This is a genomic window from Shewanella basaltis, assembly GCF_023283885.1.
In the GTDB taxonomy this organism is placed as follows: Bacteria; Pseudomonadota; Gammaproteobacteria; order Enterobacterales; family Shewanellaceae; genus Shewanella; species Shewanella basaltis.
Genome location: NZ_JAKILA010000011.1, coordinates 41,218 through 65,613, shown reverse-complemented (window position 1 = coordinate 65,613; position 24,396 = coordinate 41,218). Strand labels below are relative to the sequence as shown.

Here is a 24,396-nt window from a genome sequence, read left to right as displayed (position 1 = left end):
CATCTTTTCTAAGCGCTTTTTCCTACGAAATCTCTGATGACTTATTTATCCTAATTGGCATTAGGCATCTGGATAGCGGCTATCAATCGCTTTTAACGAGCGTAAAAACAAGCCCAAGCCACCCATACTCAGCACTAGAATAACAATTAAGTCGAAGGCACTCATATTCGAAAATCTAAAATTAATTGAACTTATCACCCCAAAAATAAGCGCCACAGTTGATCCAAAAGTCAATAACCAACCTAGAGGGTTTTTCCCATTGTAAAACATTAATCCCACACCAAAAATAAAGGGGATCATCACCATGCCGCTGGTCAATCCAAAGCCGCCAAATTGATATAAATGACTGCCAAAGCCAAATGAACTGGTGACTTTAATGGCATTAAGTAACATATAAAAACCACCACACATCATGGCTAAGCCAATAAAAAATTGCCCTACACCGCCGCTTGTTCCACCAGCACCTTTCATCACGATCCCTTCGAAATATTTTTTGATATTGACAATTTACTCAACCGCTTAGTGAATAGCAATCTTTGCCCATCTCGCTGTAGCGAGATATCAGAGCGAATACCACCGCGCATTAAAGTAATACCCATCCTTACTAGAAGGTGATCTATTTCAGGCTGCATCACTAGACCCAGTACAATCAAAATGACCGAGGTGTCGTCATCTACATCAACGTCATTTAAAGCTGTAATGGGGGTTGTGACGCTACTGCCAAGAGCGAATTTATCAGCGTGGCCTTCTTTGTAAGCCTTTCTTAACATAGTGCACTAATTTGAAAGGAAATAAGCAGCCACGACATAACGACGCCTTAATCAAACACGGCAGCAAACATTCTGGGTGGTCACTTATTAATGCGCAATGGTATAATACTGAAGTATTTATTGATCCACATTAAGTGCATACATTCCCTCTTGGCAATTGATCACAATTTATAGTTAGGTAACTCACCCATGACCACCCAATTTGCTTGCGCAGGCATTGAACTTGAGCTTTTTCGTTACCCCACCCAACAAGCATCAAATTTACAAGCATGGGACGCAGCTGATGAGCATTTAATTCAGCACATCATTGACTCACAACAAACTGCAAAACCGACAGTCATACTCAACGACAGCTTTGGCGCTTTATCTTGCGCCTTGATATCAATTGATCCTCAATGGCCAATAACGCTTGAAACCGATGCAAAAACCAGTTTGCTCGGCTGCCAACACAATCAGCAACACAATCAGCAACACAATCAATTAGCACCATCGTCTTTGCACATTATCAATAGTCGTGATCCTCTGCCTCAACATCCTCAACTTGTGTTGATGAAGCTCCCTAAAAACCTACATTATTTTGCGCAACAACTCGCTCGTTTATCAGCCGTGTTGCCCGCAGAAACTCAAGTATTAATTGGGGCTAAAGCCAAATCAATCAACGCCGCACTGCTCAGCCTTATTAACAAGCATTTGGGTCCAGCTAGCGCCAGTTTAACCTGGAAAAAAACGCGCGTTATCACCTGTATCAGCGACGGAAAACCACGCCCAACGGCAGCCCCAGTAAACTGGAAGGTTGAAGGATTGGGGTTAAATATCACTAATTTGGCAAATGTGTTCGCTGCCAATAAGTTAGATATTGGAGCAAGGTTTATGCTCGACAACATGCCTAAAGGCGACTTTTCGCAAATAGTTGACCTTGGCTGTGGCAACGGCATTTTAGGACTTCATGCGAAACAATGTTACCCACAAGCGCATATCCACTTTGTTGACGATTCAGACATGGCAATAGCGTCAGCGCAATACAACTGGCAGCACAATGCGCTAGACAACCCAGATTTTAAAGCACCCCAAGGACACTTTTATTGGGATGATTGTTTGACACACCTTCCAGATCATATCAGTCCGGACCTTATACTTTGTAATCCACCGTTTCACCAAGGAGAAGCCATTACCGATCATATCGCATGGCAAATGTTTGTTGACGCGTATAAACGGTTAAAAACCGGCGGTATATTGCATATCGTTGGCAATAGACATTTAGCCTATCATATTAAAGTAAAACGTATTTTTAATAACTGTACGACGATTGCGTCTAACGGTAAGTTTGTTATTTTACAAGCCAAGAAATAATCCCTTTCATCGCTTTTGTGCCCAAGTGTGATGACTACTTGGGCACCCCCATGACAATATTGAGTGTCAAAACAACCACAATACAGGCGATCTTAAACATCACAAAATTGGACTGACCAATAAAATAAATTGGTTGACATGACTTATAACCAAAGCATAAAATCAATTTATTGACTAAAACAGGATAACACTTAAGCCCTAAAGCGATGTTAAAACCTATTTACATTAGCTTTTATTGCGTTTGTTAAGTTTTGTGAGCTGAAATTTATCCTGTTTGGCTTATGGTTATGTCACTTATTTTATCTATGACAACACTCGACATGGAAGTCGCTTGTATTAAGGTTGAGCTCCTCTGTCTCATACCACTAGTCGGCCCCTTAGCTTTCTTTGGGGTCTTTTTTTTTTGCAAAAAAAACGCACTGACATGGCTGTCAGTGCGCTTAGATAGTTTTAGCTGAAATGAGATTTTTTAAAAAATCATCCTTTAATTTTTACTAAGTTTTCAATCGAGTATAAATCACGGTTGGCGCTATTTTTACGGCGCACTTCCTCTAGAGCTTGCTGCTCTAATTTGTCAAATAACACATTGATTAATCTATTAAAGTGCTTATGCATTGCTAAACGAGCTTCAGCTGCATCATGGGCAGATAATGCCTCATAAATCGCCGTGTGTTCAGCCAATGTTTTATTATTGTCGGTACTACAAACAATATTGTAATCTTCAATGATTTCGTTACTTGATGAGCGCAATGCCCACATATTCTCAAACAAATTAATCAGCGCACCATTTCGTGTAGAATGAGCAATAATTTGATGGAATAGCTCATCCGCTTCTTCGACATTTTCCATGTCTTTCATCATCACTAATGTGCCATGCAGCCTTTCAAGCTCTTCTGTGGTAATGGTCTTAGCCGCAAGTGCAGCGATTTCGCCTTCAACCAGTGCACGGGCTTGAGTCAACTCAAAGGCATTTACGCTACTTGCGTTAACGCTTTGCTTTTGGTTGTTCACTACATACACACCAGAGCCTGTTTTCACCTCTACTTTTTCACGTACTTCTAGCGCAATAATCGCTTCGCGAATGGTCGGCCTGCTCACTTCAAACTTCTCTGCAAGCTCACGCTCTGGGGGTAAACGACTGCCTACCGGATACTCGCCACAGGCGATGGCGGCTTCAATCGTATCGACTATTCGCCAAAATAAACGACGGTTTTTCATATACCTTCCTTCGAAAAGTAAAACCAATTTAGTGGTTTAATACTGACATATTATCGGTTAAAACCGTGGCAGCAAACAACTAAATAACACGACATGCCACTCACATTACAAAAATAATAGCACATTGTCATACCATTAAAAGCATTGGTAATAACAAATAAAATATACATAATTAAATTGGTAAAGCAATTTGGTTGACACTACGTTAATAGTTGGTTAGTTTCTATGCTGACACAAAACAGTCTTTAAAATAAAAATTTAAACGTTGTGTTTACGTTAAGAGAAGGAAATCAATTAATCTGGGGAGATTAACGTGAAACTTAACAAAATCAGCAACGCTTTGAGGTTAATAGACCTAAAATGGCAACCTAAGTCAGCAATTTACTGCTCGGCACTCGTATTACTGTTAAGTACAAGTGTGTACGCACAAGAAGAAACTGAAACAAGATTACAAAACGAACACATCAACACGACTAAACAACTGGAGAATGACAGCAATGCCGCTACAGTCCCCGCCAATGGAAATCATTAAAGTGGGTGGATTACGCGGAGCGATGTCCCGTTCATTGAACGAGAATAAAAATACCACCGCCATTACAGACGGTATCGCTACAGTCGATTTTGGTGAGCTATCAGGCTTGTCCGTTTCTAATTTAATCGAAAATATTTCAGATGCCACAGGTCATAGACTCAAAGGCAGCCAAAATGAGATATCCATTCGCGGTTTAGGATCATACTGGGGATACTCTACACTCAACGGCCGTAACATTATTAACGCAGGCCCAAGCCGTGCTGTTAACTTCAAAAAATGCCCATCCGAACTGGTCGATAAAAGGGTGATTGATAAATCACAACAGGCAAACTTAGTTGAAGGCGGAACATCCGGTACCATCGATGTCAGTTCATTAAAACCCGTCGATTTTGGCAAAAGCCAAACCACCGTTGAAGCCTCTGGAGTATGCCACTCTTATGATGATAAGGCGGCGCATCAAGCACTCACCTCAGGCATTATCGATAACTGTATTAATGACCATAATAACGGCAATTTATTCGAAGATGCTGGCGGCGGTTCTGGGCAGTTTGCCACCTATGACTCCGAATGTTTTATTGGTCAAATGTTGGGGCAAATTCCAAGTCACAGCCGAGATACCAGCTTTTATGAGATTGGTGAAAGAGTCGATGGCCGCTCTGGTAGTGATGTTGACCTTACAGAAGACATCTTAGCTGCCTACATCATGGCAGACATTAATAGCGAAGTCGCAGGCTTACCTGTTTTTGGCCATTTGGGTGTGCGTATGGTTAAAACAAAGACTCTCTCTGATAGTTGGGGTGACAAGATTTATATCACCACCAACGATGATGGCACCTTCAGTGCTGATATCAAGGTCACAGGTAAAATTGAAGCAGTTAATCTAGACTCAAGCTACACAGAATACCGGCCAAGTTTAAATACTTTCGTATTGGCTCCTGAATGGTATTTAGGTGTTGCAACTTATAAAGCCATTTCACGCTTCCAAATGCATGCCATGTCTTCAGGGGTTGAGTACTCATTGTGTGACGAAGGTGACAACGGAGATTATGAACTGAGCACAAACACTGACTTAGGCAGAGTCATTGCAAATGTCAGTGCCAGTGGTAATCACACGGACCCGAACCTGTCGAACAATTACGATCTCTCGCTAGAGTGGTACCCAAGCAAAAATGCCGCCGTCTCGTTAACCTACAACTACGCAGACTCCATGTTTGTTACCGCAGAGCCGGGTAGCCCGGAGATTGTTTCTGATGCAAATTTATTTGGATTTTCACCTCAAGTCGCCTCAGCCTCAATTTATTGGGAAGGCGACTGGGCGAAGTTGCACTTACTGTATAAGCACCGTGAAAGCGACTTCCAGCCCAATGGCTTACCGTTCCCAGATCGTTCTAATCGCTATGTGCAAGACAATGATCACCTCGATTTCTCGGCTAACGTTACAGTCACCGATTACCTATCGGTTTCTCTAAAAGCCTTGGATCTGTTGAACGAGCCACAAATCATGATGCGTGGTAATAACACTACCGTTGCTGATTATTCACGTTCAGGCGCTAATTATTTCTTAAGTGCGAAAGTGAAGTTTTACCCGACCGCCCCGCAACCGCATTTAATGCCGTTGCGGGGTTATTATTAACCTTGTAAGAATCGAGAGACTAGATGAATAAATCCTATACCAATTCGCCATCAAGGCATTGGTTGTTCAAGCAGTTGTTAGTCTTAATAATACTTTCCACTCCATCTATTTATGCACAAGCGGCAGATCGTCTGGTGGCGACTCAAGCTGAATATAAAAAAGCATTAGAGCAGGTTAAACCTGGCGATAAAATTATTTTAAAAAATGGTATTTGGAATAACTTTGAAATAGTGTTTGTGGCAAATGGCACTGCTGATGCGCCTATCGAACTCACCGCAGAAACCAAAGGAAAAGTGATTTTATCAGGCCAATCGAACCTACAACTGGCAGGTGAATATTTGCAGGTTTCAGGACTGGTGTTTAAAAATGGCTACACCCCAACAAACGAAGTCATCGTCTTTAAAAAAGGGCAAAAGCAATTGGCCAACCACTCTCGCGTCACCGAAGTGGTTATCGACAATTTTAGTAATCCAGACAGACAAGAAGCAGACAACTGGGTAGGCCTTTACGGGCAAAATAACCGACTGGATCACAACCATTTTATCGGGAAACGCAACGCGGGTGTAACCGTTGCGGTTCGTTTAGAGGGCAAAAAAAGCCAACAAAACCACCATCAAATTGACCACAACTACTTTGGTCCACGCCCTATTTTAGGCTCTAACGGTGGCGAAACGATCAGAATTGGCACCAGCAAGTATTCGCTAACAGACTCATTTACGGTAATCGAAAATAATTACTTCGATCGCTGCGATGGTGAAGTTGAAATTATTTCGGTTAAATCAGGTAAAAACCGTATACAAAATAACGTCTTTTATGAGTCAAGAGGTACATTAACGCTAAGGCATGGCAACGGCAATCTTATCGACAGCAATGTATTTTTAGGTAATGGCGTTGAACATACAGGCGGGATCAGAGTCATTAACCGCGATCAAACCATCACAAATAACTATCTAGAAGGGTTAACGGGAAGCCGCTTTGGCAGTGGTTTTACCATTATGAATGGCGTGCCAAACTCAGCTATCAATCGTTACCATCAGGTCGTTAACGCCAACATAAAACACAATAGCTTTATTAACCTTGCCCATATTGAATTAGCTGCCGGCAGCGACCAAGAACGAACTGCTGTGCCACTTGATAGTCATTTAAGCCAAAACTTATTTATTGGTTCAACGCCGCCATTTACTTTATATGATGATGTTAGTGGTCTTTCATTTACCGATAATCTAAGCAACTTTACAACAGAGCTTAACCCCGAACTTAAAAAAGGGATTAACGCCAAACACATCACCCTGACACGAGCCGCGAATGGCTTGTTGTATCCAAGTGATGTCACACTTGCAAAATACGGTGCTAACAGCATGCTATCACCTACATTAAAGCAAGACACTGGCGTAGCTTGGTATCCAAAATCAGAGCCCACTGTCGCCTTTCAATCGGGTAGCACCATTAATGTAGGGGCAACCGATGATGAATTAGCAAACGCCGTTGAACAAGCAAAATCGGGCGACACCATCTTGCTCAGCGATGGCAAATATAACGTTACACACATACTCAACATCAATAAAACATTAACCTTTAAAGCCGTAAATCCGCACAAAGCCATTATTCGGTTTGAGCGCCCAACCCTATTTGAAATTCAAAATGACGGAAATTTACAGCTAGACGGCTTAGTCATCAATGGCTCAAACAGCCCTGATGCTGCAGGCAATAGCGTGGTAAGAACTCGTAAATGGGGAATGTTAACTAATTATCGATTTGACATGACAAACAGCATTGTTGAGCAGCTCAACGTCAATCAAGCATTTAACTTTTTTGACTCCGGCGATCGCGCATTTGCTGATGCCATTACAGTGAGCCACAGTCAATTTCGTCATATCACAGGTGCCCTATTCCGTCTGGACAAAGAAACCGACGACATAGGGATCTACAACGCCGAGTACCTGATCTTAAATCACAATCAATTTATCGATATAGAAGGTGTAATTGCCACAGTTTACCGTGGCGGAACTGATGAAAGTACATTTGGGCCTCACGTATCAGTGAACAACAATCAATTTACACGGGTCAGCCTAGGTAAAAACAATCTCACAGGTGGCGTGTTTAAATTACATGGCGTTCAAGTCAGCACAATTGAGCTCAATCAATTTAACCAAAGCGCGCCGATTATTGTTGAACATACCGTAGGAGAGCCGCAAACACGCATTGCTAATAATCTACTTAATAATACAGCCCAGCCCGTTGTCACTGAGCTTGTGGCTGTGGGCAAACAAACCGCGATAATCAACAATAATAAAGTGCAGTCACTATGAACAACATTAAGCACAAAACAGGCTTCTGGCAACAAACACGCACAGTGTACAGCGCGGTTAATTCACGGATTAACCGTATTGCTAACATCACATTACTGGCTGTAATTGCCTGGAGTATGTCATTACCAGCAATGGCGGCAAAACATCCAAACCTTGTTATTAATCAGCAAGATGTTGCCGATATGAAGCAAGCCATAGCGCAACCTGGTGCATTTCAAGATGCTTTTAACGCCACATTAAAGCGAGTGGACCAAGGGTTAACTCAAACTATTGAAGTGCCTGTTCCACAAGATGCCGGCGGCGGTTATACCCACGAAAAACATAAAAGCAATTATCAGCAAATGTACGACACAGGTATTATTTATCAGCTGACGGGTGAGCAAAAATATGCCCAATACGTTAAAAATATGCTGCTGCAATACGCCAAGCTTTACCCAACACTGCCGCTGCATCCAAAACGAAAAAGCAGTAACGAAGGTAAACTGTTTTGGCAAGGTCTTAACGAGGCGGTGTGGCTAGTTCACACCATTCAAGCATATGATTTTATTTATAATGCCCTCACCCCGGCAGAACGTAACAGCATTGAAACGGGCGCGATAATACCCGTGGCGTTGTTTTTATCTGAACAATCGCCGCGGACCTTTAACAAGGTTCATAACCACGGTACCTGGGCTACTGCCGCGGTTGGTATGAGCGGATATGTGTTAGACAAACCATTGTGGGTAGAACGTGCATTGTACGACCTAAACCTCGCTAAAAAAGGCGGCTTTATGCGCCAATTAGACGAGCTGTTTTCCCCTGACGGTTATTACAACGAAGGACCGTATTACCAACGCTACGCCTTAATGCCGTTTGTCACCTTTGCAAAAGCCATTGAACAAAACGAGCCACAACGTAAAATATTTCAGTATCGAGATGGTATCTTACTCAAAGCCATTACTAGTTCGGTTGAATTAAGTTACAACAAGCTTCTTTTCCCGCTAAACGATGCAATTAACAGCAAGGGCATTGACACCATTGAACTGGTCCACGGTATTGCCATTGCTTACGGTCAAAATCCCGATCCCCGTTTATTGGATATTGCGCAGCAGCAAGACAACATTTTACTCACCGGAGATGGTCTTAAAGTCGCACAAGGCTTAGATAAACAATTACGACAACCCTACCCGTTTGTGTCGTCTGTGTATCGTGATGGTCAACAAGGTGATCACGGTGCTTTGGTGGTAATGCGTCAAGGCGGAAAAACCGATCAGGCCATGGTATTTAAAGCTACAGCACAGGGCTTAGGTCACGGTCATTTTGACAAACTCACCTGGCAGTTTTACGACAAAGGCAATGAAATTGTATCGGACTACGGTGCAGCGCGCTTTTTGAATATTGAAGCGAAATTTGGGGGCGGCTACCTTCCCGAAAATAACTCATGGGCCAAACAAACCATTGCTCATAATACGTTGGTAGTTGATGAGCAAAGCCATTTTAACGGTAAGCTAAAAACCGCTAATCAACATCATCCTAAACTGGCTTTTTATGCTTCACAGCAAGACTTAACCATCGCGTCTGCCTCTATTGATACCGCCTATGACGATGTAGCGTTTGCACGCACATTGGCGTTAGTGAATATTAAACAGCGTAATGCCGTTATTGGTATTGATATTATGCGGGTGAGCGCCAACAAACCACACCAATATGATTTGCCAGTGCATTATCAAGGACAATTGATCGACACTAACTTTGAAAGACAAGCGTCACTCAATCAACTGTCGGCCCTAGGTCAGCACAACGGTTACCAACACCTATGGTTGTTAGCAACCGCTAACTTGGCAACGCTCAATACAGTAAATCCACTGGCAAAAGTCACCTGGCTTAATGACAATGGCCGCTTTTACACATTAAGCACGTTAGTCAACGCTAACTCAGTGCAAAACAGTCGCGAGAAAATGCTATTCACCCAATTAGGCGCCAACGATCCCAATATGAATTTACGCCAACAACAAGCGTTCATTCATCGCGTTAGCGCCACAAACCACACCTTTGTCAGCGTAATAGAACCTCATGGTGAATATAACCCGTCAAAAGAGTACACCCTCGGAGCCACCAGCATGGTTGCTGAACTGACACATCACCAACAAGCTGAGTTAGAAGCAATAGAGATTCGTTTCAGCGATGATCAGCAATACCTATTAGCAATTAACCACAGCAGTGACACGGTCACAGAACGGACCCAGAGTGTCATCAACATTAATGGTCAACAATATCAATTTAATGGTCGAGCACAGCTATTTGGGCCAATCAGTACTATCCAGACTAATGAATCCAACAATTCAAAATAAATTAGGAGCGACACAATGAAACAGAATCAACACTTTGGATTTGGTAATAAAACAGAGATCGTAGATATCGGCGGCGGACTAAAGCGCCAAATGCTCGGATACAACCACGAACTCATGGCCGTAAAAATATGGTTTGATAAAGGCGCAGAAGGATACGTGCATGCCCACCGTCACTCACAAGTATCTTATGTGGTAGAAGGCGAGTTTCATGTTAATGTCGACGGCGTTATTCAAATTTTGCATGCGGGCGACAGCTTCTTTGTTCCGCCTCATGTAGACCACGGTGCAGTGTGCCCAACTGGCGGCATTTTAATTGACACCTTTAGCCCACCACGTGAAGACTTTGTTGAGGACTTAGCATGAAAACCAGCCCTTTCAAACTAAACCATCTTCGCTGGTTAGTGGTTAGTTTAGTTGCGATTGCAACAGTCATAAACTATATCGACCGCTCTGCTCTGGCCATTATGTGGCCTGGCATTGCAGAAGACTTAGGCTTAGATAAAAGCGATTACGCTAATATTATTACCGTATTCATGATTTCTTATGCGATCGGTCAATCGTTATTTGGCAAAATATTTGATGCCATAGGCACTCGCCTAGGCTTTTTACTGTCAATTGTTGTGTGGTCGGTATCCATTGCGTTACACGCTATTGCTGCTACAGCCATGTCATTTGCCATATTCCGAGCCATTTTAGGCCTTGGTGAAGCAGGTAACTGGCCTGGGGCAACCAAGGCCAATGCCGAGTGGTTTCCAATTAAAGAGCGCGCCTTAGCTCAGGGTATTTTTAACTCGGGAGCCTCACTGGGCTCTATTATTGCCCCGCCACTCATCGCTTTTTTATATGCGTTTTTAGGCTGGCAAGCCACCTTTATCGTAATTGGTGCCCTCGGGATTATCTGGATTATCCCTTGGATGATTATTTACAAATCGGCTCCTGATGCTCACCCATGGATCACCGACACCGAACGTCAATATATTCTCACGGGGCAAAAGTGCTCAACACAAGAGCAACAAGCAAAAGAATATGTACCCTCGACAGGTCAACTACTGCGCCATCGTCAAGCCTGGGGCGTAATTGCCGCACGATTTTTTATCGACCCTATTTGGTGGCTATTCGTTGCTTGGCTACCACTGTACTTAAATGAAAAGTTTGGTTTTGATGTTAAAGAAATCGGTGCCTTTGCATGGCTTCCATATGTAGGCGCGGCAATTGGTGCCTTATTTGGTGGTTGGTTTAGTGGCCATTTATTAAACCGTGGTTGGACAGTGAATAAAGCTCGCCGTAGCGCGATTGTACTAGGATGTCTTGTAATGCTGCCCTCACTGTTATTAACCTCACAGGCGGCCACACCTTGGCTAGCAATGGGATTAATCGCAATCATTTTATTTGGCTTTCAAACTGCGATTGGCAATGTGCAAACCTTACCAAGTGATTACTTTTCGGGTAAAACCGTCGGTACGCTAGCAGGTATTAGCGGCACATCGGCGGTGTTAAGTGTCATCATTACCATTCAATTAGTGCCAATGATGACTCAAGGCGGCGACTATACTGCCTTCTTTATTTTAGGAGCGGCATTGGTGCCACTCGCCCTAATCTCATTATGGTTAGGCGGAAAGATAGAACCGGTAAAACCCAAGTCGTAATATCCAGCTAAAACGTAAACAGGCTTGTTTGCATTGCGTTAGCAAGCCTGTTTAATCTAGTCCCGACTCGCATACTTGCTTATCACCCTATAATATCATTAGCTATACCATTCCAATAACAAGACACCAACAAAATGGATTACTTAGCCACCAATAAACACGCATGGGATCAGCGAACTCGCCTTCATCTCAAGTCGTTATTTTATGAACTACAACCATTTATCGATGGTAAGTCATCTTTAAATCCCATTGAACTTGCACAAGTCGGCAATGTACAAGGCAAAAACCTGTTGCACCTACAATGTCACTTTGGTCAAGACAGCTTATCTTGGGCACGGCTTGGCGCCGCAGTAACCGGCGTAGACTTATCAAGCGAGTCTATAACAGCTGCAAAAAAACTGGCTAAACAGTTACATTTACCGGCAACCTTCATCAATTCTGACATCTATCATTTTGGTGAAAACAACACAACACAATATGACATTGTCTTTACCTCATACGGGGTACTTGCTTGGTTACCCGATTTAACTCGCTGGGCACAAACCATTGCGGGTGCTTTACGTCCTGGCGGTGAATTTCATTTAGTGGAGTTTCACCCGTTTAATGACGTGTTGACAGGTTATGGATACTTTGCACAGGCACAACCCGATGTTGAAGATGAAGTGACTTACACTGAAAACCACAATAACCAACTCACAAAGGTCGCAACCTGGCCGCATCCCATAAGCGAAGTCATTAGCGCACTTATATCTGCCGGATTAACGATACTAAAATTTAACGAACATCAATATAGCCCATATAACTGTATTGAAGGGTTAGAGTTTGTTAACGGGAAAGGGTATCAGCTTATACATAATAATCACCCTATCCCGCTGATTTACTCCATACACGCTAGGGCCTGTTAACTATTGATGAGTTTTAGGCGGTGAAAATAGTATTTTTATGCGTTGTTTTAACGGCAATTGAGGTTTAGTGGCATCACACCACATCTCGCGCCATTCGCTAAATGTCACCACTAACGGATTAAAGCTGTTTACGGGTTGAGTAATGCCGTATTGCACGGTTTCAATTTCAGGCTCAAAGGTGCCAAACATTTTATCCCAAATGATCAATACACCGGCATAGTTTTTGTCTATGTACTGCCGATTACGTCCATGGTGCACACGATGGTGAGAAGGCGTGTTAAAAATCCATTCAAAGGGCCCTAACGATTTAATCGCTTGAGTATGTACAAAAAATTGTAAGCCTAAATTAAGCAATACCGCAAACACCACCCAGTTAGGGTCAAAACCGACCACCACTAACGGTAACCAAAATAACCACATGCCTGCCAATGGGTACATTAAGCTTTGTCTAAAGGCTGTTGTAAAATTCATGTTTTCTGAGCTGTGATGCACCACATGGGCAGCCCACATCCAACGAATACGATGACTAGCACGATGAAACCAGTAATAACAAAAATCTTGAGCAATCAGTAATAAACCAAATGTGAATAACCTCATGTCAATGTCAAACAAGCGCCAACCAAAAAAGTGCAAATAAATTTTAGCAATCAATACACCTGCAATAATGTCGGCCACTTGATGCATAGCAGCCAACACAAAATTACACACCACTTCAACAGGACGATACTGAGCACTTGCAGGCAAGCGCCTGGTGCGCACACCAAACCACCACTCCAACAACATGCAGCAGAAAAAAATTGGGGCTAATACCAGCAATAGCCACTCAGGGTGATCAATCAATCTATCCATTTGATTATTATCCATTTATTATTATATTGAACACGTTATATTGCTTGGTTGATCACCATTTAGCAAAATGATCTTCTGTTAATCCAAGCTGGTTATGCAGGCGATATGAATGACCATTGTTATCGCAGATTACACCACTAAAATAACCAATATACTGCCTAAAGTTATTTTTCAGCCAAACTAAGTTAAGCTTTTCACTGCGCTGATTAAGCGGCCTAAAGTACAAATCAACTTGACCATCATTCGTGGTAATGTGCCACAAATGTTGTTGTGAATGGCGATTAAAATCAAACTGCGCACCGCCCAATAAATGCCGTTCTCCGTTAATCCACATCACATTTTCAGTTTGCCCCGTTTCATTAACCCCTGCGGCAAGGTTAAGCCCAATAATGCCCGCCTCTGTTTGGGCATTAATAGAGGCCCAGCGCCAACTTGTTTCACGGCGCATAAACCCCGCAGAAAAATCATAACCAGCTAGTGCATATTGTAGGGGTTGTGGTTCATCACGAATGGTTAATTGCCCAGTGACTGCTAAACCATTATGTTTTTGCGTATAAGTCCAGCCGTTATAGCCGGTTGGCGTACACATACTGATGGGTAAACTTAATGGCGCTGGCTGAATGTGTAAATTAGCCTGAATATCTGCCAAATTTATTGCTACATGCCAGTGACCGTCGACAATATCAATCACGACACCTTTTCGTTTACTGCCTATTGCGGCTCGCCCCTGCTTAGGGGAATCACTTAACTGGCAACCTATTCCTAATGGTGTCAGCCACTGAGTTTGGCTGAGCTTATTGGATTTAATGTCGTAAAGGTAACAAAAGCCATTGGCAACATAGCGAATATCGGCAATAGCCAGCCCAATAATATAATGTGGCGTAATAATGCTAACAAATTGAAACTGTTTAAAATGGAAGTGTTTCGACAGTGCAGATGCAGGGTTATCCATGTCATTGTAATAAGCAAATTGCTTTACATTAAATGAATCAACAATACCATCAAAAACACCAAAGACAGGTTGCCCATCTGTGGAGATCAATTTTTGTGGGGCTAATTGTAATTGAGCATGTTGCATTGGTTTTCCTGCTACGACGACAATATTCAATGAAATAGTATTTAACCAAACTAAACTGAATGAATGGCGGCTTCAAGTCAACACGTAAACTAACACCAGAACAATCGCTTGCAGAGTGTATTTGAGCAATCAGCACTTAGCATAATTGTTTAAACCATACCCTATAGCACTGGAATGGTGAACAATTTCTGGTATCCTTTAGCTACCTTTAGTTAAAGATTATTGCCTTATGAAGTCACTCATTTCTGTTTTACTGTCATCATTATTACTCACGGCTTGTGCCAGTTATGAACCTACTCAAATTGGGTTAAATCCAACACTTGGACCAGTTAACTTGCAAACCGAGTCAGATTTGCCTGTACAAGTCGACACCATTGACACCCGCGAAGCGAGCTTTGTTTTACGCATAACTGAAGACGACAAAGCGCCAAAATTGATAGGCACCACAGAGCCTGTTCGCCAACAGCTCGATAAATTATTTCGCAACGGCATGATTAGAGCAGGCTATGTTGTTGACCCTGCGGCAAGAAATTCAATCCAATTTCAGCTCAATTACTTACTAGCTGATGTCACTGACACTACATTCAGTTTTGAATCTAAAACGCGTTTAGTCATTAACGTGCTTGCAAAAAATGCTCAACAACAATTTACTAAATCGTACAGCGCCAATGGCTATCTTAAAGGCTCATTAAGCCCTGATTTTGCAACGCTAGAGTTAGACATTAACCAGTTAATAGATAAGCTTACAACCGAAATCCTTAACGATGATGAGCTGCATCAGTTTATTCAACGTTAACTGGGCATGTTGATCTTTGCTGGTTGAATGTTGTTCGAGTTAAAAACGTGTGAATCGAGGCGAATAGATTGATGCCGAATCATCTAAGCAGCGCTTTATTTACTAAGCCTTGTTCAACAAGGAGTAACGCGTTTTTAGCCGAACCTTTCAGGCAGCATTTGTTGGCTATTTTTACTGGATTATCGACGTTTTATGTAGAATAACCACACCTCAACGTCTCTGCCTTAAAGCCCATATTTAAGTGATGGCCAACAATTCGCTACAAAAACAACCTTGAAAAATCAACAGCCCTAACCAACACAAATTACTTTTTAGTAGAATGCACTACCTAATTTAAGCTCAGCAGAAGGATGCTTAACATGCTCAAATGGATCATCACTAGTTTGTTTATTATCACCAGTTTCACAACCACAGCTGCTGTTGATATTCAAAAAGATACCCTTTACCCACAAGTTGAGTTCGATACCTCAATGGGGAAAATCGTGGTTGAATTAGATCGAACCCGTGCGCCAATCACCATCGATAACTTTTTAACTTATGTGGTTAAAGGTGAATATGACAATACCATTTTTCATCGCGTGATTGCTGAGTTTGTGGTTCAAGGCGGTGGATTAACCACCAAACTAGAAGAACGCCCATCAATGGCGCCTATCGTAAACGAGTCTGGTAATGGGCTGTCTAATGCCATGGGCACGATTGCCATGGCGCGAGATAACGACCCTCACTCGGCCACAAGACAATTTTATTTTAATGTGGCTGACAACAAAAAATTGGACCCTTCAAAACGACGCTGGGGATACACTGTGTTTGGCGAAGTTACCCAAGGTATGGATGTACTTGAAGCCATCTCACTGGTAGAAACCGAACACAACAGCACATTAAATTGGCCAGACGTGCCAGTGAAAACGGTGCTGCTAAAAAAAGCGACACTATTACCTCGTTAACCCACCCTTAACGCGCTTAAACAGCATTCACAATTAAGCGCGTTATCGGCCGGGTGTTTATTTTCTGAACACTTAACGCTATTTTGTTTATAGCATTAGCATCCACTTATACTAAAAAAATCTCAACAAATTGATTTTATTGTTAATTATTTAAAAATTTAACATAAATTAATTTTGTCATATTTCATGTCATGGCTAAAATTTGGGTCTATACTCTAATTTTAATCAGTGTAGACGCTGTTTCATCGGGCATTCATCATCAAGGACATTCTTTTATGACAGCAAATGATTTTATCGAAACCAAGGCGCCGCAACTTGCTTACTACGGTAAAGCTTTCTTAGATAATCAGCTTGATTATAAAGAGATTCAACTTTATATGTGGGACGTGTTAGAAGAGTGGCAAGGTGTATCAGGCAAGCAACTTGACGATCAGCCAAGTGATACTGAAAAAGTATTTTGGCATTTACTCTATTGTTTTGATCATTGGTCAGGCTGGGCCATTAAAGGCAACCAGTATCTTCGCCAACAAATACATGACTGTTGCGATTACATCAATATCGGCGGCAATATCCCTCAAAGCTGTATTGGCATACGACCTTAACCCTTTTTAAGCCAAACTCATTGAATAAACTACCAGAATGGCTTGAACCAAAGCCCCTTGCAACATAAGCTAGAGCCATTCTCCTTTACCCTGTTGTCTTATGCCGGTTTTCATTTCTCAAATCCGTGAAGCCTTGTCGGTTTACTACCACAAACGTGTATTCATTTTACTCTTGCTGGGATTTTCTGCCGGCTTACCGCTTATGTTGGTCTTTTCAACATTAAGCTTTTGGCTTCGTGAAGCTGGCGTTGACCGTGCCGCCATTGGATATTTTAGCTGGATTGCCCTTACCTATGCCTTTAAATGGGCATGGTCACCATTAGTTGACCGCATGTCACTGCCTTTATTTACGCGCTTTTTGGGGCGACGACGAGGCTGGATGTTATTTGCACAGCTTTGTTTGGTCGGGGCTATTTTGGGCATGTCAATCAGCGATCCTGTGGTTAATCTTGAGCGCTTAGCATTATGTGCTTTATTGCTGGCATTCGCGTCTGCAACTCAGGATATTGTAATCGACGCATTTCGAATTGAATCTGCTCCCGAAAAAATGCAGGCGGCGCTGGCTGCGGCATATCAAGTGGGCTATCGCAGTGCCATGATTATTGCGACAGCTGGTGCATTAACCATTGCAGCATGGGTGTCACCAGGAGACGATACTTACCATCTCGAAGCATGGCAAACGGCTTATTTTGTGATGGCGCTATTAATGGGTGTTGGTATTTTAACGACCCTATTAAGCCAAGAACCACAAGTCGATACAAAAGATGCTGACAAAAAAGAGCGCCAACTACGGGATGACTTTGCCGCTAAATACCCAAAGAACATTGCCAACACAATGGCTTGGTTGTATAGCGCCAGTGTCTTACCCTTTATCGATTTTTTTAAGCGTTATGGTAAAAGTGCCATTTTAATTTTACTACTCATTTCCTGTTACCGGATCTCAGACATTGTTATGGGCATTATGGCTAACGTGTTTTACGTTGATATGGGCTTTAACAAAGAAGAAATCGCGTTTATTAGCAAAGTCTATGGCTTAATCATGACATTAGTAGGCGCAGCTTTTGGTGGCGTATTGTTGATGCGTTATGGCACCATGAAAATCTTATTTTTGGGCGCTTTGTTGGTTGCAATAACCAACTTATTATTCGCATGGCAGGCTTACATTGGCTATAACGTGCCCTTTTTAACCTTTGCCATTTCAGTCGACAACTTCAGCGCGGGGATTGCGACCGCTGCATTTATCGCTTATTTGTCCAGCTTAACTAGCAACGGCTACAGCGCGACACAATATGCATTGTTGTCATCCATTATGTTACTGTTCCCAAAGTTTATTGCCGGGTTCTCAGGCTTGTATGTTGATGCATTTGGCTATATCAACTTTTTTGTCGCGGCCAGTGTCATCGGCTTTCCGGTATTGCTGTTAGTTGTATTGGTCAATCGATCACAAAAGCCTTTGATGGTTGCCAATATGACCACAACAGACAACGCAATGGATGAAGGAAAGCCGCCACTCTAAATATAAAAAGTGCTACACCGCAAGATTTTCAGTGACCTAAAAGACAAAAACCGACAAGATTTTCCCCTGTCGGTTTTTTATGTCGCGGTTTAATAATAAGGCCTGTGTCGCATTAAAGATTAGTCTTTAAAGTTATCAAACTGAAAAGGCTGGCCTAGATCTGACTCTCTAGCTAATCTCATCACCGCTTGCAAATCATCGCGTTTTTTTCCGGTGACGCGAACTTTGTCGCCTTGAATCGCTGACTGCACTTTTAGCTTACTGTCTTTAATGGCTTTAACCAGTTTTTTAGCCACTAAGGCATCAATCCCTTGCTTAAAGCTCACTTTTAAACTGAAGGTTTTACCACTGTGTACCGACTTGTCGTCAACCTCCATAGCAGATGGGTCGACATTGCGCTTACTCAGTTGCATGCGCAATATGTCAACTAACTGCTTACAAATAAAGTCATCTTCCGCTTTTAAAGTGACAACATTATCTTTCAAGTCAATTTCAATGTCTTTACCACGTAAATCAAACCGGCTCGACACCTCGCGACGAGAATTTTCTACCGCGTTGCGTAGCTCTTCTTCATTGATTTCTGACACGATATCCATAGATGGCATGTTGCTTTCCTCTTCGATACTTCACGGGCTGTTCACCCAAGCGCTATTCGTTTAAGCCTATTTTACACTAAGTAACCTGAGCTCGGGATAATAAATGCCTTTCAAGCTTGTCCTTTGCCCTGCTCACTGCGTTGAATCGACTTACAATAGGCTAGCTATTGACGCGTCAATTCGCCTTGTTAGCAGAACAAATGACAAGCTTGAAAGTGAGAATAGGTAACATGTTGATTTTAAATAGTATAAGTTCATCCCTTATCCCGAGCTCAGGTTAGGTAGGTTTAACGGGATAGTAAAGCACTAATCTCAGCGGTTTACAGTTGCAAAACTGTGGCAAAGATTTACTTGATTAACAAAAAATAACTAAGTGGATGTTTTTGCCACAAAACTATCATTAAAGCCCAGTATCTTTGGATTTGACTAACCGTAGCTAGCCAGTCTTAAGCCCAAAAAACACGGTAAATGAACAATTATGAACTCGCTTAGAGGTTTATTCGTGACAATATCAAACAGGTTTCTTATTATTAAGCATATTCTCGTTTCACAAGGCTGATGTAACGCTCGTGATCACTTACAAAAATATGTTTAAACTTGCGTTAGTTGTCGCGGTACTTGTGACTAGCTATTTAGTTTTCTCTAAACCTAACTACCCACAAACTTTTTCTCACATGGATAAAGTGGGCCACTTGGGGAGCTTCTTTGCTCTGTCATATCTTGCTCATTATGCCTTTAAGCCAAAGTGGTATTTTTTATGTGCGGCATTAGGAAGCTATGCCATTTTGATTGAGCTTGTGCAATCTCGCTTACCTTATCGCAGTGCATCTGTTGCCGATGTCGCGGCAGACTTTGCTGGTATTGCATTATTTTACCTCCTTAATTTTTCAATATTGCAGTATCGAAAATTAAAAAACAAACCTTAATGACGCCTCAAAATAAGGCTTGCTACCAATGGAAAATACATTAGCCACCTCAGCCTACTTGCCCCACATCGCCATACTTGGTGCTGGCGCAATAGGGCAATTAATGTACCACCAACTTTGCCATGCAAACCAAGCTCAAGCGAAGCATGCGATAGCCTTAATCGGGCGTCAAAACCACACTCAGTTACAACCATTACAGTTTACGGACCATTGCGGTCTCACTCACAACACTAACGCATTAATATTGGCAACCACAGATACTCGTCTTGCTAAGATTCAATTATTACTGGTGTGTGTAAAGGCTTATCAAGTTGAAACCGCCCTGCTACCGCTGTTAAGTCAACTCTCACCCCAATGCCATATTGTGCTGTTACATAATGGTTTAGGCCCACATTTGCCGGTATCTAAAGCCATTGAGATCCATCCAGAGCAAGGTTTAACTCTTGGCACAACCTCTCAAGCGGCCTTAAAAATCAACCAGTGGCATATTAAGCACACAGGGCTTGGTGTCACGCAGCTCGGATATTATTGTGGTCATCAATTAGCCCCAAATTTACAGGCATCGATTCAGGCAATGCATCGCCAAGAGCAACCGCTTGAATGGCATCAGCCAGTATTAGCGGTGTTGTGGCAAAAATTGGCGGTAAATGCGGTCATCAATCCATTAACGGCATTGCATCAATGTAACAATGGCCAATTAGCGGCTGGCAAGTATCGGGAACAAATTAAGATGATTATTCAGGAAATTGTGACTGTTGCGCAATACGATGGGATTAAGCTAGACCCCAAATTACTCAGCACGAGAGTATACAAAGTGATTGAATTGACATCAGCCAATTTCTCTTCGATGTATCAAGATGTTGTTCATCATAGAGCGACCGAAATCGATTACATTAATGGCTATATTTGCCAGCGAGCTCAACATCACAATCTAAATGCCCCCATCAACCAATCACTTGCCGCAGCAGTTGCGGCATTAAACTGCACGCTAGCCTAACTAACCTGATCTCGGGATAAGGGATGAACTTATACTCTTTAAAATCAACATGTTACCCATTCTCACTTTCAAGCTTGTCATTTGTTCTGCTAACAAGGCGAATTGACGCGTTAATAGTTAGCCTATTGTAAGTCGATTCAACGCAGTGAGCAGAGCAAAGGACTGTTTGAAAGGCATTTATTATCCCGAGCTCAGGTTAACTAACTCCACATCACTAAAATTGCAGCGACTGCAATTAATACTAAGCCAGCAACATCGTTTATTTTAACTTTCTCTTTAAGCCAAAACGCTGCAATAACCAGCGTAAAAAACACTTCAACTTGGCCTAATGTTTTAACATAAGGCACGGCTTGCAGTGACATTGCGCTAAACCAGCCAATAGACCCAATACAACTGGTGACGCTAATGGCTAAGGTTAATTTTGGACGTTGCCACAAAGCTTGCAAAGTAGGCTTATCTTTTGCCATTAGGTAGGTGATCAGCACCGCAGTCTGAAGACTAATAACCCACAACAAAACCCAGGCTGCACGGTGAGTAAATGGTCCGTCCAGGGTTAAACTGGCCTCACGTACCCACAATGAGGTTAGCGCAAATGCACTGCCACACGCCAAGCCTAATAACACGGTTTTTATCGATAATTGCTTAAAACCTTGTTTACTGCTTAACAGCATGACGGCGATACCGCCAACCACAACCCCCACCCAGCCTAATAGTGACAATTGTGTACCGAAAAAAAACACCCCTAAAATAGCAGCCACAAGCGCTTCACTTTTTGCCAGCCCTGCGCCTATAGCAAAATTTTGCATTTTGAATAATTTAACCATTAAACCTGTGGCTAAGATTTGCATTGATGATGCGCCAATCACAAATCCCCAAAAAGAGGCACTAAATTGCGGTAAAGCGGTTGGTTGGTATTGATATAAACTGAATAAATACAGCGCTGCGATTGGGCCCGCCCAAATAAACCGTGCTAGGGTAACGCCTGCAACGCTGACCTCTTTACTCAGTTTACTTTGAAACGCATTGCGCCATGCCTGCATAAAAGCCGCGAGAAAGGTAAATAAAATCCACATTGCTACATCCAGAAATACAAAGCCCCGACTTTGTAAAAAGTCAGGGCTTATACACAAGGGATAACCAGATTACTGTTTCCGATAAATAAAAGACACTGATTGTGTGGCAAATTGATTAAAAATCAACTTACCTGCCATTTGGCATCTAATCACGCCATGTTTACTTACTGGTATCAATAAACTCAAATGACTTAACCAACTCATCGACAGCTTTCATTTGGGTTAAATACTTTTCTAGCAAGTGAAGTGGTAACGCACATGGGCCATCACATTTAGCATTATCAGGATCGGGGTGAGCTTCGATAAACAAGCCTGCTAAACCTAATGCCATCCCGCTGCGGGCAAGTTCAGTTGCTTGAGCGCGTCGACCACCAGCCGAGTCAGTACGTCCACCAGGGCGTTGCAGTGCATGAGTCGCATCAAAAATGACGGGATAACCACTTTGCTTCATCTCGTCCATGCCAAGCATGTCGACCACAAGGTTGTTATAACCAAAACAACTGCCACGCTCACATAAAATAATATTGTCGTTACCCGCCTCATTAAACTTAGTCACGATGTGACGCATTTCGTGTGGCGCTAAAAATTGTGGTTTTTTCACATTAATGACAGCGCCCGTTTTTGCCATGGCCACAACCAAGTCAGTTTGGCGGGCTAAAAAGGCTGGCAACTGAATCACATCAACAACTTCGGCCACAGGCGCACATTGATGAACCTCATGCACGTCGGTAATTAAAGGCACGTTGAAGGTAGATTTTATCTCTTCGAAAATACGCAATCCTTCTTCCATACCAGGACCACGGTACGAGTTAACAGACGATCGGTTGGCTTTATCAAATGATGCTTTAAATACATAGGGAATACCCAACTTTTGGGTCACTTCTACATAGTGTTCTGCAATTGACATGGCTAAGTCGCGAGACTCAAGCACGTTCATACCACCAAACAGCACGAAAGGCTTATCATTGGCCACGTTAATATTGTTAGCTAACTGAATAATTTTTTGATCCATTGGAACCTCTTTGCGCATTAACCTGCGACAACTTGTAATAACTGACCACATAGCCAAGCCATGTAAGTACCTAATGCATAACCAAATACGGCCAACAACACCCCAACTGGCGCAAGGGCTGGGTGGAATGCAGCTGCCACAACAGGAGCCGAAGCTGCACCACCAACGTTAGCCTGACTGCCCACCGCCATATAAAACAATGGCGCTTTAATCAGTTTAGCCACAAGCAACATTAACCCGGCATGCACTATCATCCACACAATACCGACGAGGAAATAAATCGGGGTATCCATAATTTTAGATACATCCATGTGTAAGCCAATCGTTGCCACTAAAATGTATAAAAATGCTGAAGCTATTTTAGACGCGCCAGCAGCCTCTAAATGACGAATTGGGCTAAACGATAAACCTAATCCTACCGTAGTCACTATCACCACTAACCAGAAAAATTTTGAGGTTAAGCTGTAATCCTCGGTCCATGGATAATTGGCTTCGAAAAACGGCCCTAAGAAATCGGCAGCAAAATGAGCAAAACCGGTAACCCCAAAACCCACCGCCACAATCATCATAATGTCGCGTAGCGACGGAATACGTGAGTTTTCAGCGTGGTATTTTTCTACTTTTTGTTTTAGCGATTCAATCGCACTGGTGTCGGCACCCGTTTTGGCATCAATCTCTTTGGCTTTTGAAGCCATAAACAGCAACACTGCCATCCAAATATTGGCCACAATCACATCAACTGTAACCATCACTGAGAAAATCTCGCCGCCTACTTCATAAATCTCTTTCATGGCGGCTTGGTTTGCTCCTCCGCCAATCCAGCTACCAGCAAGCGTTGTCATTCCACGCCAAACCGCATCAGGGCCATTATTACCAATTAAGCTTGGGTCAATCATCGACACCAGCAATAAAGCAATAGGGCCGCCAATAACAATACCAAGCGTGCCAGTTAAAAACATGATCACGGCTTTAGGCCCTAGGCCTAAAATGGCTTTTAAATCGACACTTAAAATCAGTAAAACTAAACAGGCTGGCAATAAATAACGTGACGCAACATAGTATAATTGTGATGCATGACCATCAATCACACCGAAGGTGTTCAGTAATGAAGGTAAGAAATAGCACAATAGTAACGCAGGAATGTATTTATAAAACTTTTGCCAAAATGGATGTGGCGATGAACTGGTATAAAACACAAAACCTAAAATAATGGCGAGTAAACCCAGTGCGGTGGCATCGTTGCTCACCATTGCTGACGTGGTCATGCAGTATTCTCCCTTGCAAATGCAATATTTATAATAGTTATAGGTGCGG

Annotated in this window: 21 protein-coding genes; 13 read left to right on the top strand and 8 right to left on the bottom strand. The window is 42.5% G+C overall.

What is annotated here, in order from left to right:
* Positions 1-60 precede the first annotated feature (60 nt).
* Positions 61-471: a hypothetical protein gene (locus L2703_RS09790; RefSeq protein ID WP_248970908.1), complete on the bottom strand. Its 411-nt coding sequence runs from the start codon at positions 469-471 to the stop codon at positions 61-63.
* Between the two features lie 488 nt (positions 472-959).
* Here L2703_RS09790 and L2703_RS09785 point away from each other — a divergent pair, with 488 nt between their 5' ends.
* Entirely contained in the window at positions 960-2,120 is a 1,161-nt protein-coding gene (locus L2703_RS09785) for a methyltransferase (RefSeq protein WP_248970907.1), read from the top strand.
* Positions 2,121-2,597: 477 nt separating this feature from the next.
* Here the strand turns inward: L2703_RS09785 and L2703_RS09780 are convergent, their stop codons facing one another.
* Positions 2,598-3,338, bottom strand: a complete 741-nt coding sequence (locus L2703_RS09780; RefSeq protein WP_188739433.1) for a FadR/GntR family transcriptional regulator — start codon at positions 3,336-3,338, stop codon at positions 2,598-2,600.
* A 497-nt stretch (positions 3,339-3,835) separates the two neighbouring features.
* On the opposite strand from L2703_RS09780, the gene L2703_RS09775 reads away from it, so the two are divergent.
* The 6 genes from L2703_RS09775 (at position 3,836) to L2703_RS09750 (ending at position 12,693) form a co-directional block, all read left to right on the top strand.
* A complete protein-coding gene (locus L2703_RS09775) occupies positions 3,836-5,503 on the top strand; it encodes a TonB-dependent receptor (protein WP_248970906.1) in 1,668 nt (555 codons plus the stop codon).
* A 23-nt stretch (positions 5,504-5,526) separates the two neighbouring features.
* Positions 5,527-7,812 carry a polysaccharide lyase 6 family protein gene (locus tag L2703_RS09770; RefSeq protein ID WP_248970905.1) on the top strand — a complete coding sequence of 762 codons (2,286 nt, stop codon included), beginning with the start codon at positions 5,527-5,529 and terminating at the stop codon, positions 7,810-7,812.
* A 116-nt stretch (positions 7,813-7,928) separates the two neighbouring features.
* Positions 7,929-10,142, top strand: a complete 2,214-nt coding sequence (locus tag L2703_RS09765; RefSeq protein ID WP_248970962.1) for a heparinase II/III domain-containing protein — start codon at positions 7,929-7,931, stop codon at positions 10,140-10,142.
* Between the two features lie 15 nt (positions 10,143-10,157).
* Positions 10,158-10,505 carry a cupin domain-containing protein gene (locus L2703_RS09760; RefSeq protein WP_248970904.1) on the top strand — a complete coding sequence of 116 codons (348 nt, stop codon included), beginning with the start codon at positions 10,158-10,160 and terminating at the stop codon, positions 10,503-10,505.
* Positions 10,502-11,788 carry an MFS transporter gene (locus L2703_RS09755; RefSeq protein WP_248970903.1) on the top strand — a complete coding sequence of 429 codons (1,287 nt, stop codon included), beginning with the start codon at positions 10,502-10,504 and terminating at the stop codon, positions 11,786-11,788. The genes L2703_RS09760 and L2703_RS09755 overlap by 4 nt, the downstream gene beginning before the upstream one ends.
* Before the next feature lie 134 nt (positions 11,789-11,922).
* Positions 11,923-12,693: a class I SAM-dependent methyltransferase gene (locus L2703_RS09750; RefSeq protein WP_248970902.1), complete on the top strand. Its 771-nt coding sequence runs from the start codon at positions 11,923-11,925 to the stop codon at positions 12,691-12,693.
* On the opposite strand, the gene L2703_RS09745 is transcribed toward L2703_RS09750, so the two are convergent.
* Complete coding sequence (locus tag L2703_RS09745) at positions 12,694-13,542, bottom strand: sterol desaturase family protein (protein WP_248970901.1); 849 nt, start codon at positions 13,540-13,542, stop codon at positions 12,694-12,696.
* Positions 13,543-13,594: 52 nt separating this feature from the next.
* Positions 13,595-14,620, bottom strand: coding sequence for a DUF2804 domain-containing protein (locus L2703_RS09740; RefSeq protein ID WP_248970900.1), 1,026 nt, complete (start codon positions 14,618-14,620; stop codon positions 13,595-13,597).
* A 229-nt stretch (positions 14,621-14,849) separates the two neighbouring features.
* On the opposite strand from L2703_RS09740, the gene L2703_RS09735 reads away from it, so the two are divergent.
* The 4 genes from L2703_RS09735 to L2703_RS09720 all read left to right on the top strand — a co-directional run bounded on the left by L2703_RS09735 (position 14,850) and on the right by L2703_RS09720 (position 18,478).
* A complete protein-coding gene (locus L2703_RS09735) occupies positions 14,850-15,416 on the top strand; it encodes a YajG family lipoprotein (RefSeq protein ID WP_248970899.1) in 567 nt (188 codons plus the stop codon).
* 359 nt (positions 15,417-15,775) lie between these two features.
* Complete coding sequence (locus L2703_RS09730) at positions 15,776-16,360, top strand: peptidylprolyl isomerase (protein ID WP_248970898.1); 585 nt, start codon at positions 15,776-15,778, stop codon at positions 16,358-16,360.
* Positions 16,361-16,635: 275 nt separating this feature from the next.
* Entirely contained in the window at positions 16,636-16,962 is a 327-nt protein-coding gene (locus L2703_RS09725) for a hypothetical protein (RefSeq protein WP_248970897.1), read from the top strand.
* 100 nt (positions 16,963-17,062) lie between these two features.
* Positions 17,063-18,478: an AmpG family muropeptide MFS transporter gene (locus L2703_RS09720; protein ID WP_248970896.1), complete on the top strand. Its 1,416-nt coding sequence runs from the start codon at positions 17,063-17,065 to the stop codon at positions 18,476-18,478.
* Between the two features lie 119 nt (positions 18,479-18,597).
* Here L2703_RS09720 and L2703_RS09715 read toward each other — a convergent pair whose 3' ends face one another.
* Positions 18,598-19,083 carry a YajQ family cyclic di-GMP-binding protein gene (locus L2703_RS09715; RefSeq protein ID WP_248970895.1) on the bottom strand — a complete coding sequence of 162 codons (486 nt, stop codon included), beginning with the start codon at positions 19,081-19,083 and terminating at the stop codon, positions 18,598-18,600.
* Positions 19,084-19,643: 560 nt separating this feature from the next.
* On the opposite strand from L2703_RS09715, the gene L2703_RS09710 reads away from it, so the two are divergent.
* On the top strand, positions 19,644-20,000 hold the full coding sequence (locus tag L2703_RS09710; RefSeq protein ID WP_248970894.1) for a VanZ family protein: 357 nt from the start codon (positions 19,644-19,646) through the stop codon (positions 19,998-20,000).
* Positions 20,001-20,028: 28 nt separating this feature from the next.
* Entirely contained in the window at positions 20,029-20,997 is a 969-nt protein-coding gene (locus L2703_RS09705) for a ketopantoate reductase family protein (RefSeq protein WP_248970893.1), read from the top strand.
* A 200-nt stretch (positions 20,998-21,197) separates the two neighbouring features.
* Here L2703_RS09705 and L2703_RS09700 read toward each other — a convergent pair whose 3' ends face one another.
* From L2703_RS09700 to L2703_RS09690, 3 genes are all read right to left on the bottom strand, one after another.
* A complete protein-coding gene (locus tag L2703_RS09700) occupies positions 21,198-22,070 on the bottom strand; it encodes a DMT family transporter (RefSeq protein ID WP_248970892.1) in 873 nt (290 codons plus the stop codon).
* 160 nt (positions 22,071-22,230) lie between these two features.
* A complete protein-coding gene (kdsA, locus tag L2703_RS09695; protein WP_248970891.1) occupies positions 22,231-23,082 on the bottom strand; it encodes a 3-deoxy-8-phosphooctulonate synthase in 852 nt (283 codons plus the stop codon).
* A gap of 17 nt (positions 23,083-23,099) precedes the next feature.
* A complete protein-coding gene (locus tag L2703_RS09690; protein WP_248970890.1) occupies positions 23,100-24,347 on the bottom strand; it encodes a DUF819 family protein in 1,248 nt (415 codons plus the stop codon).
* Positions 24,348-24,396: the final 49 nt, after the last annotated feature.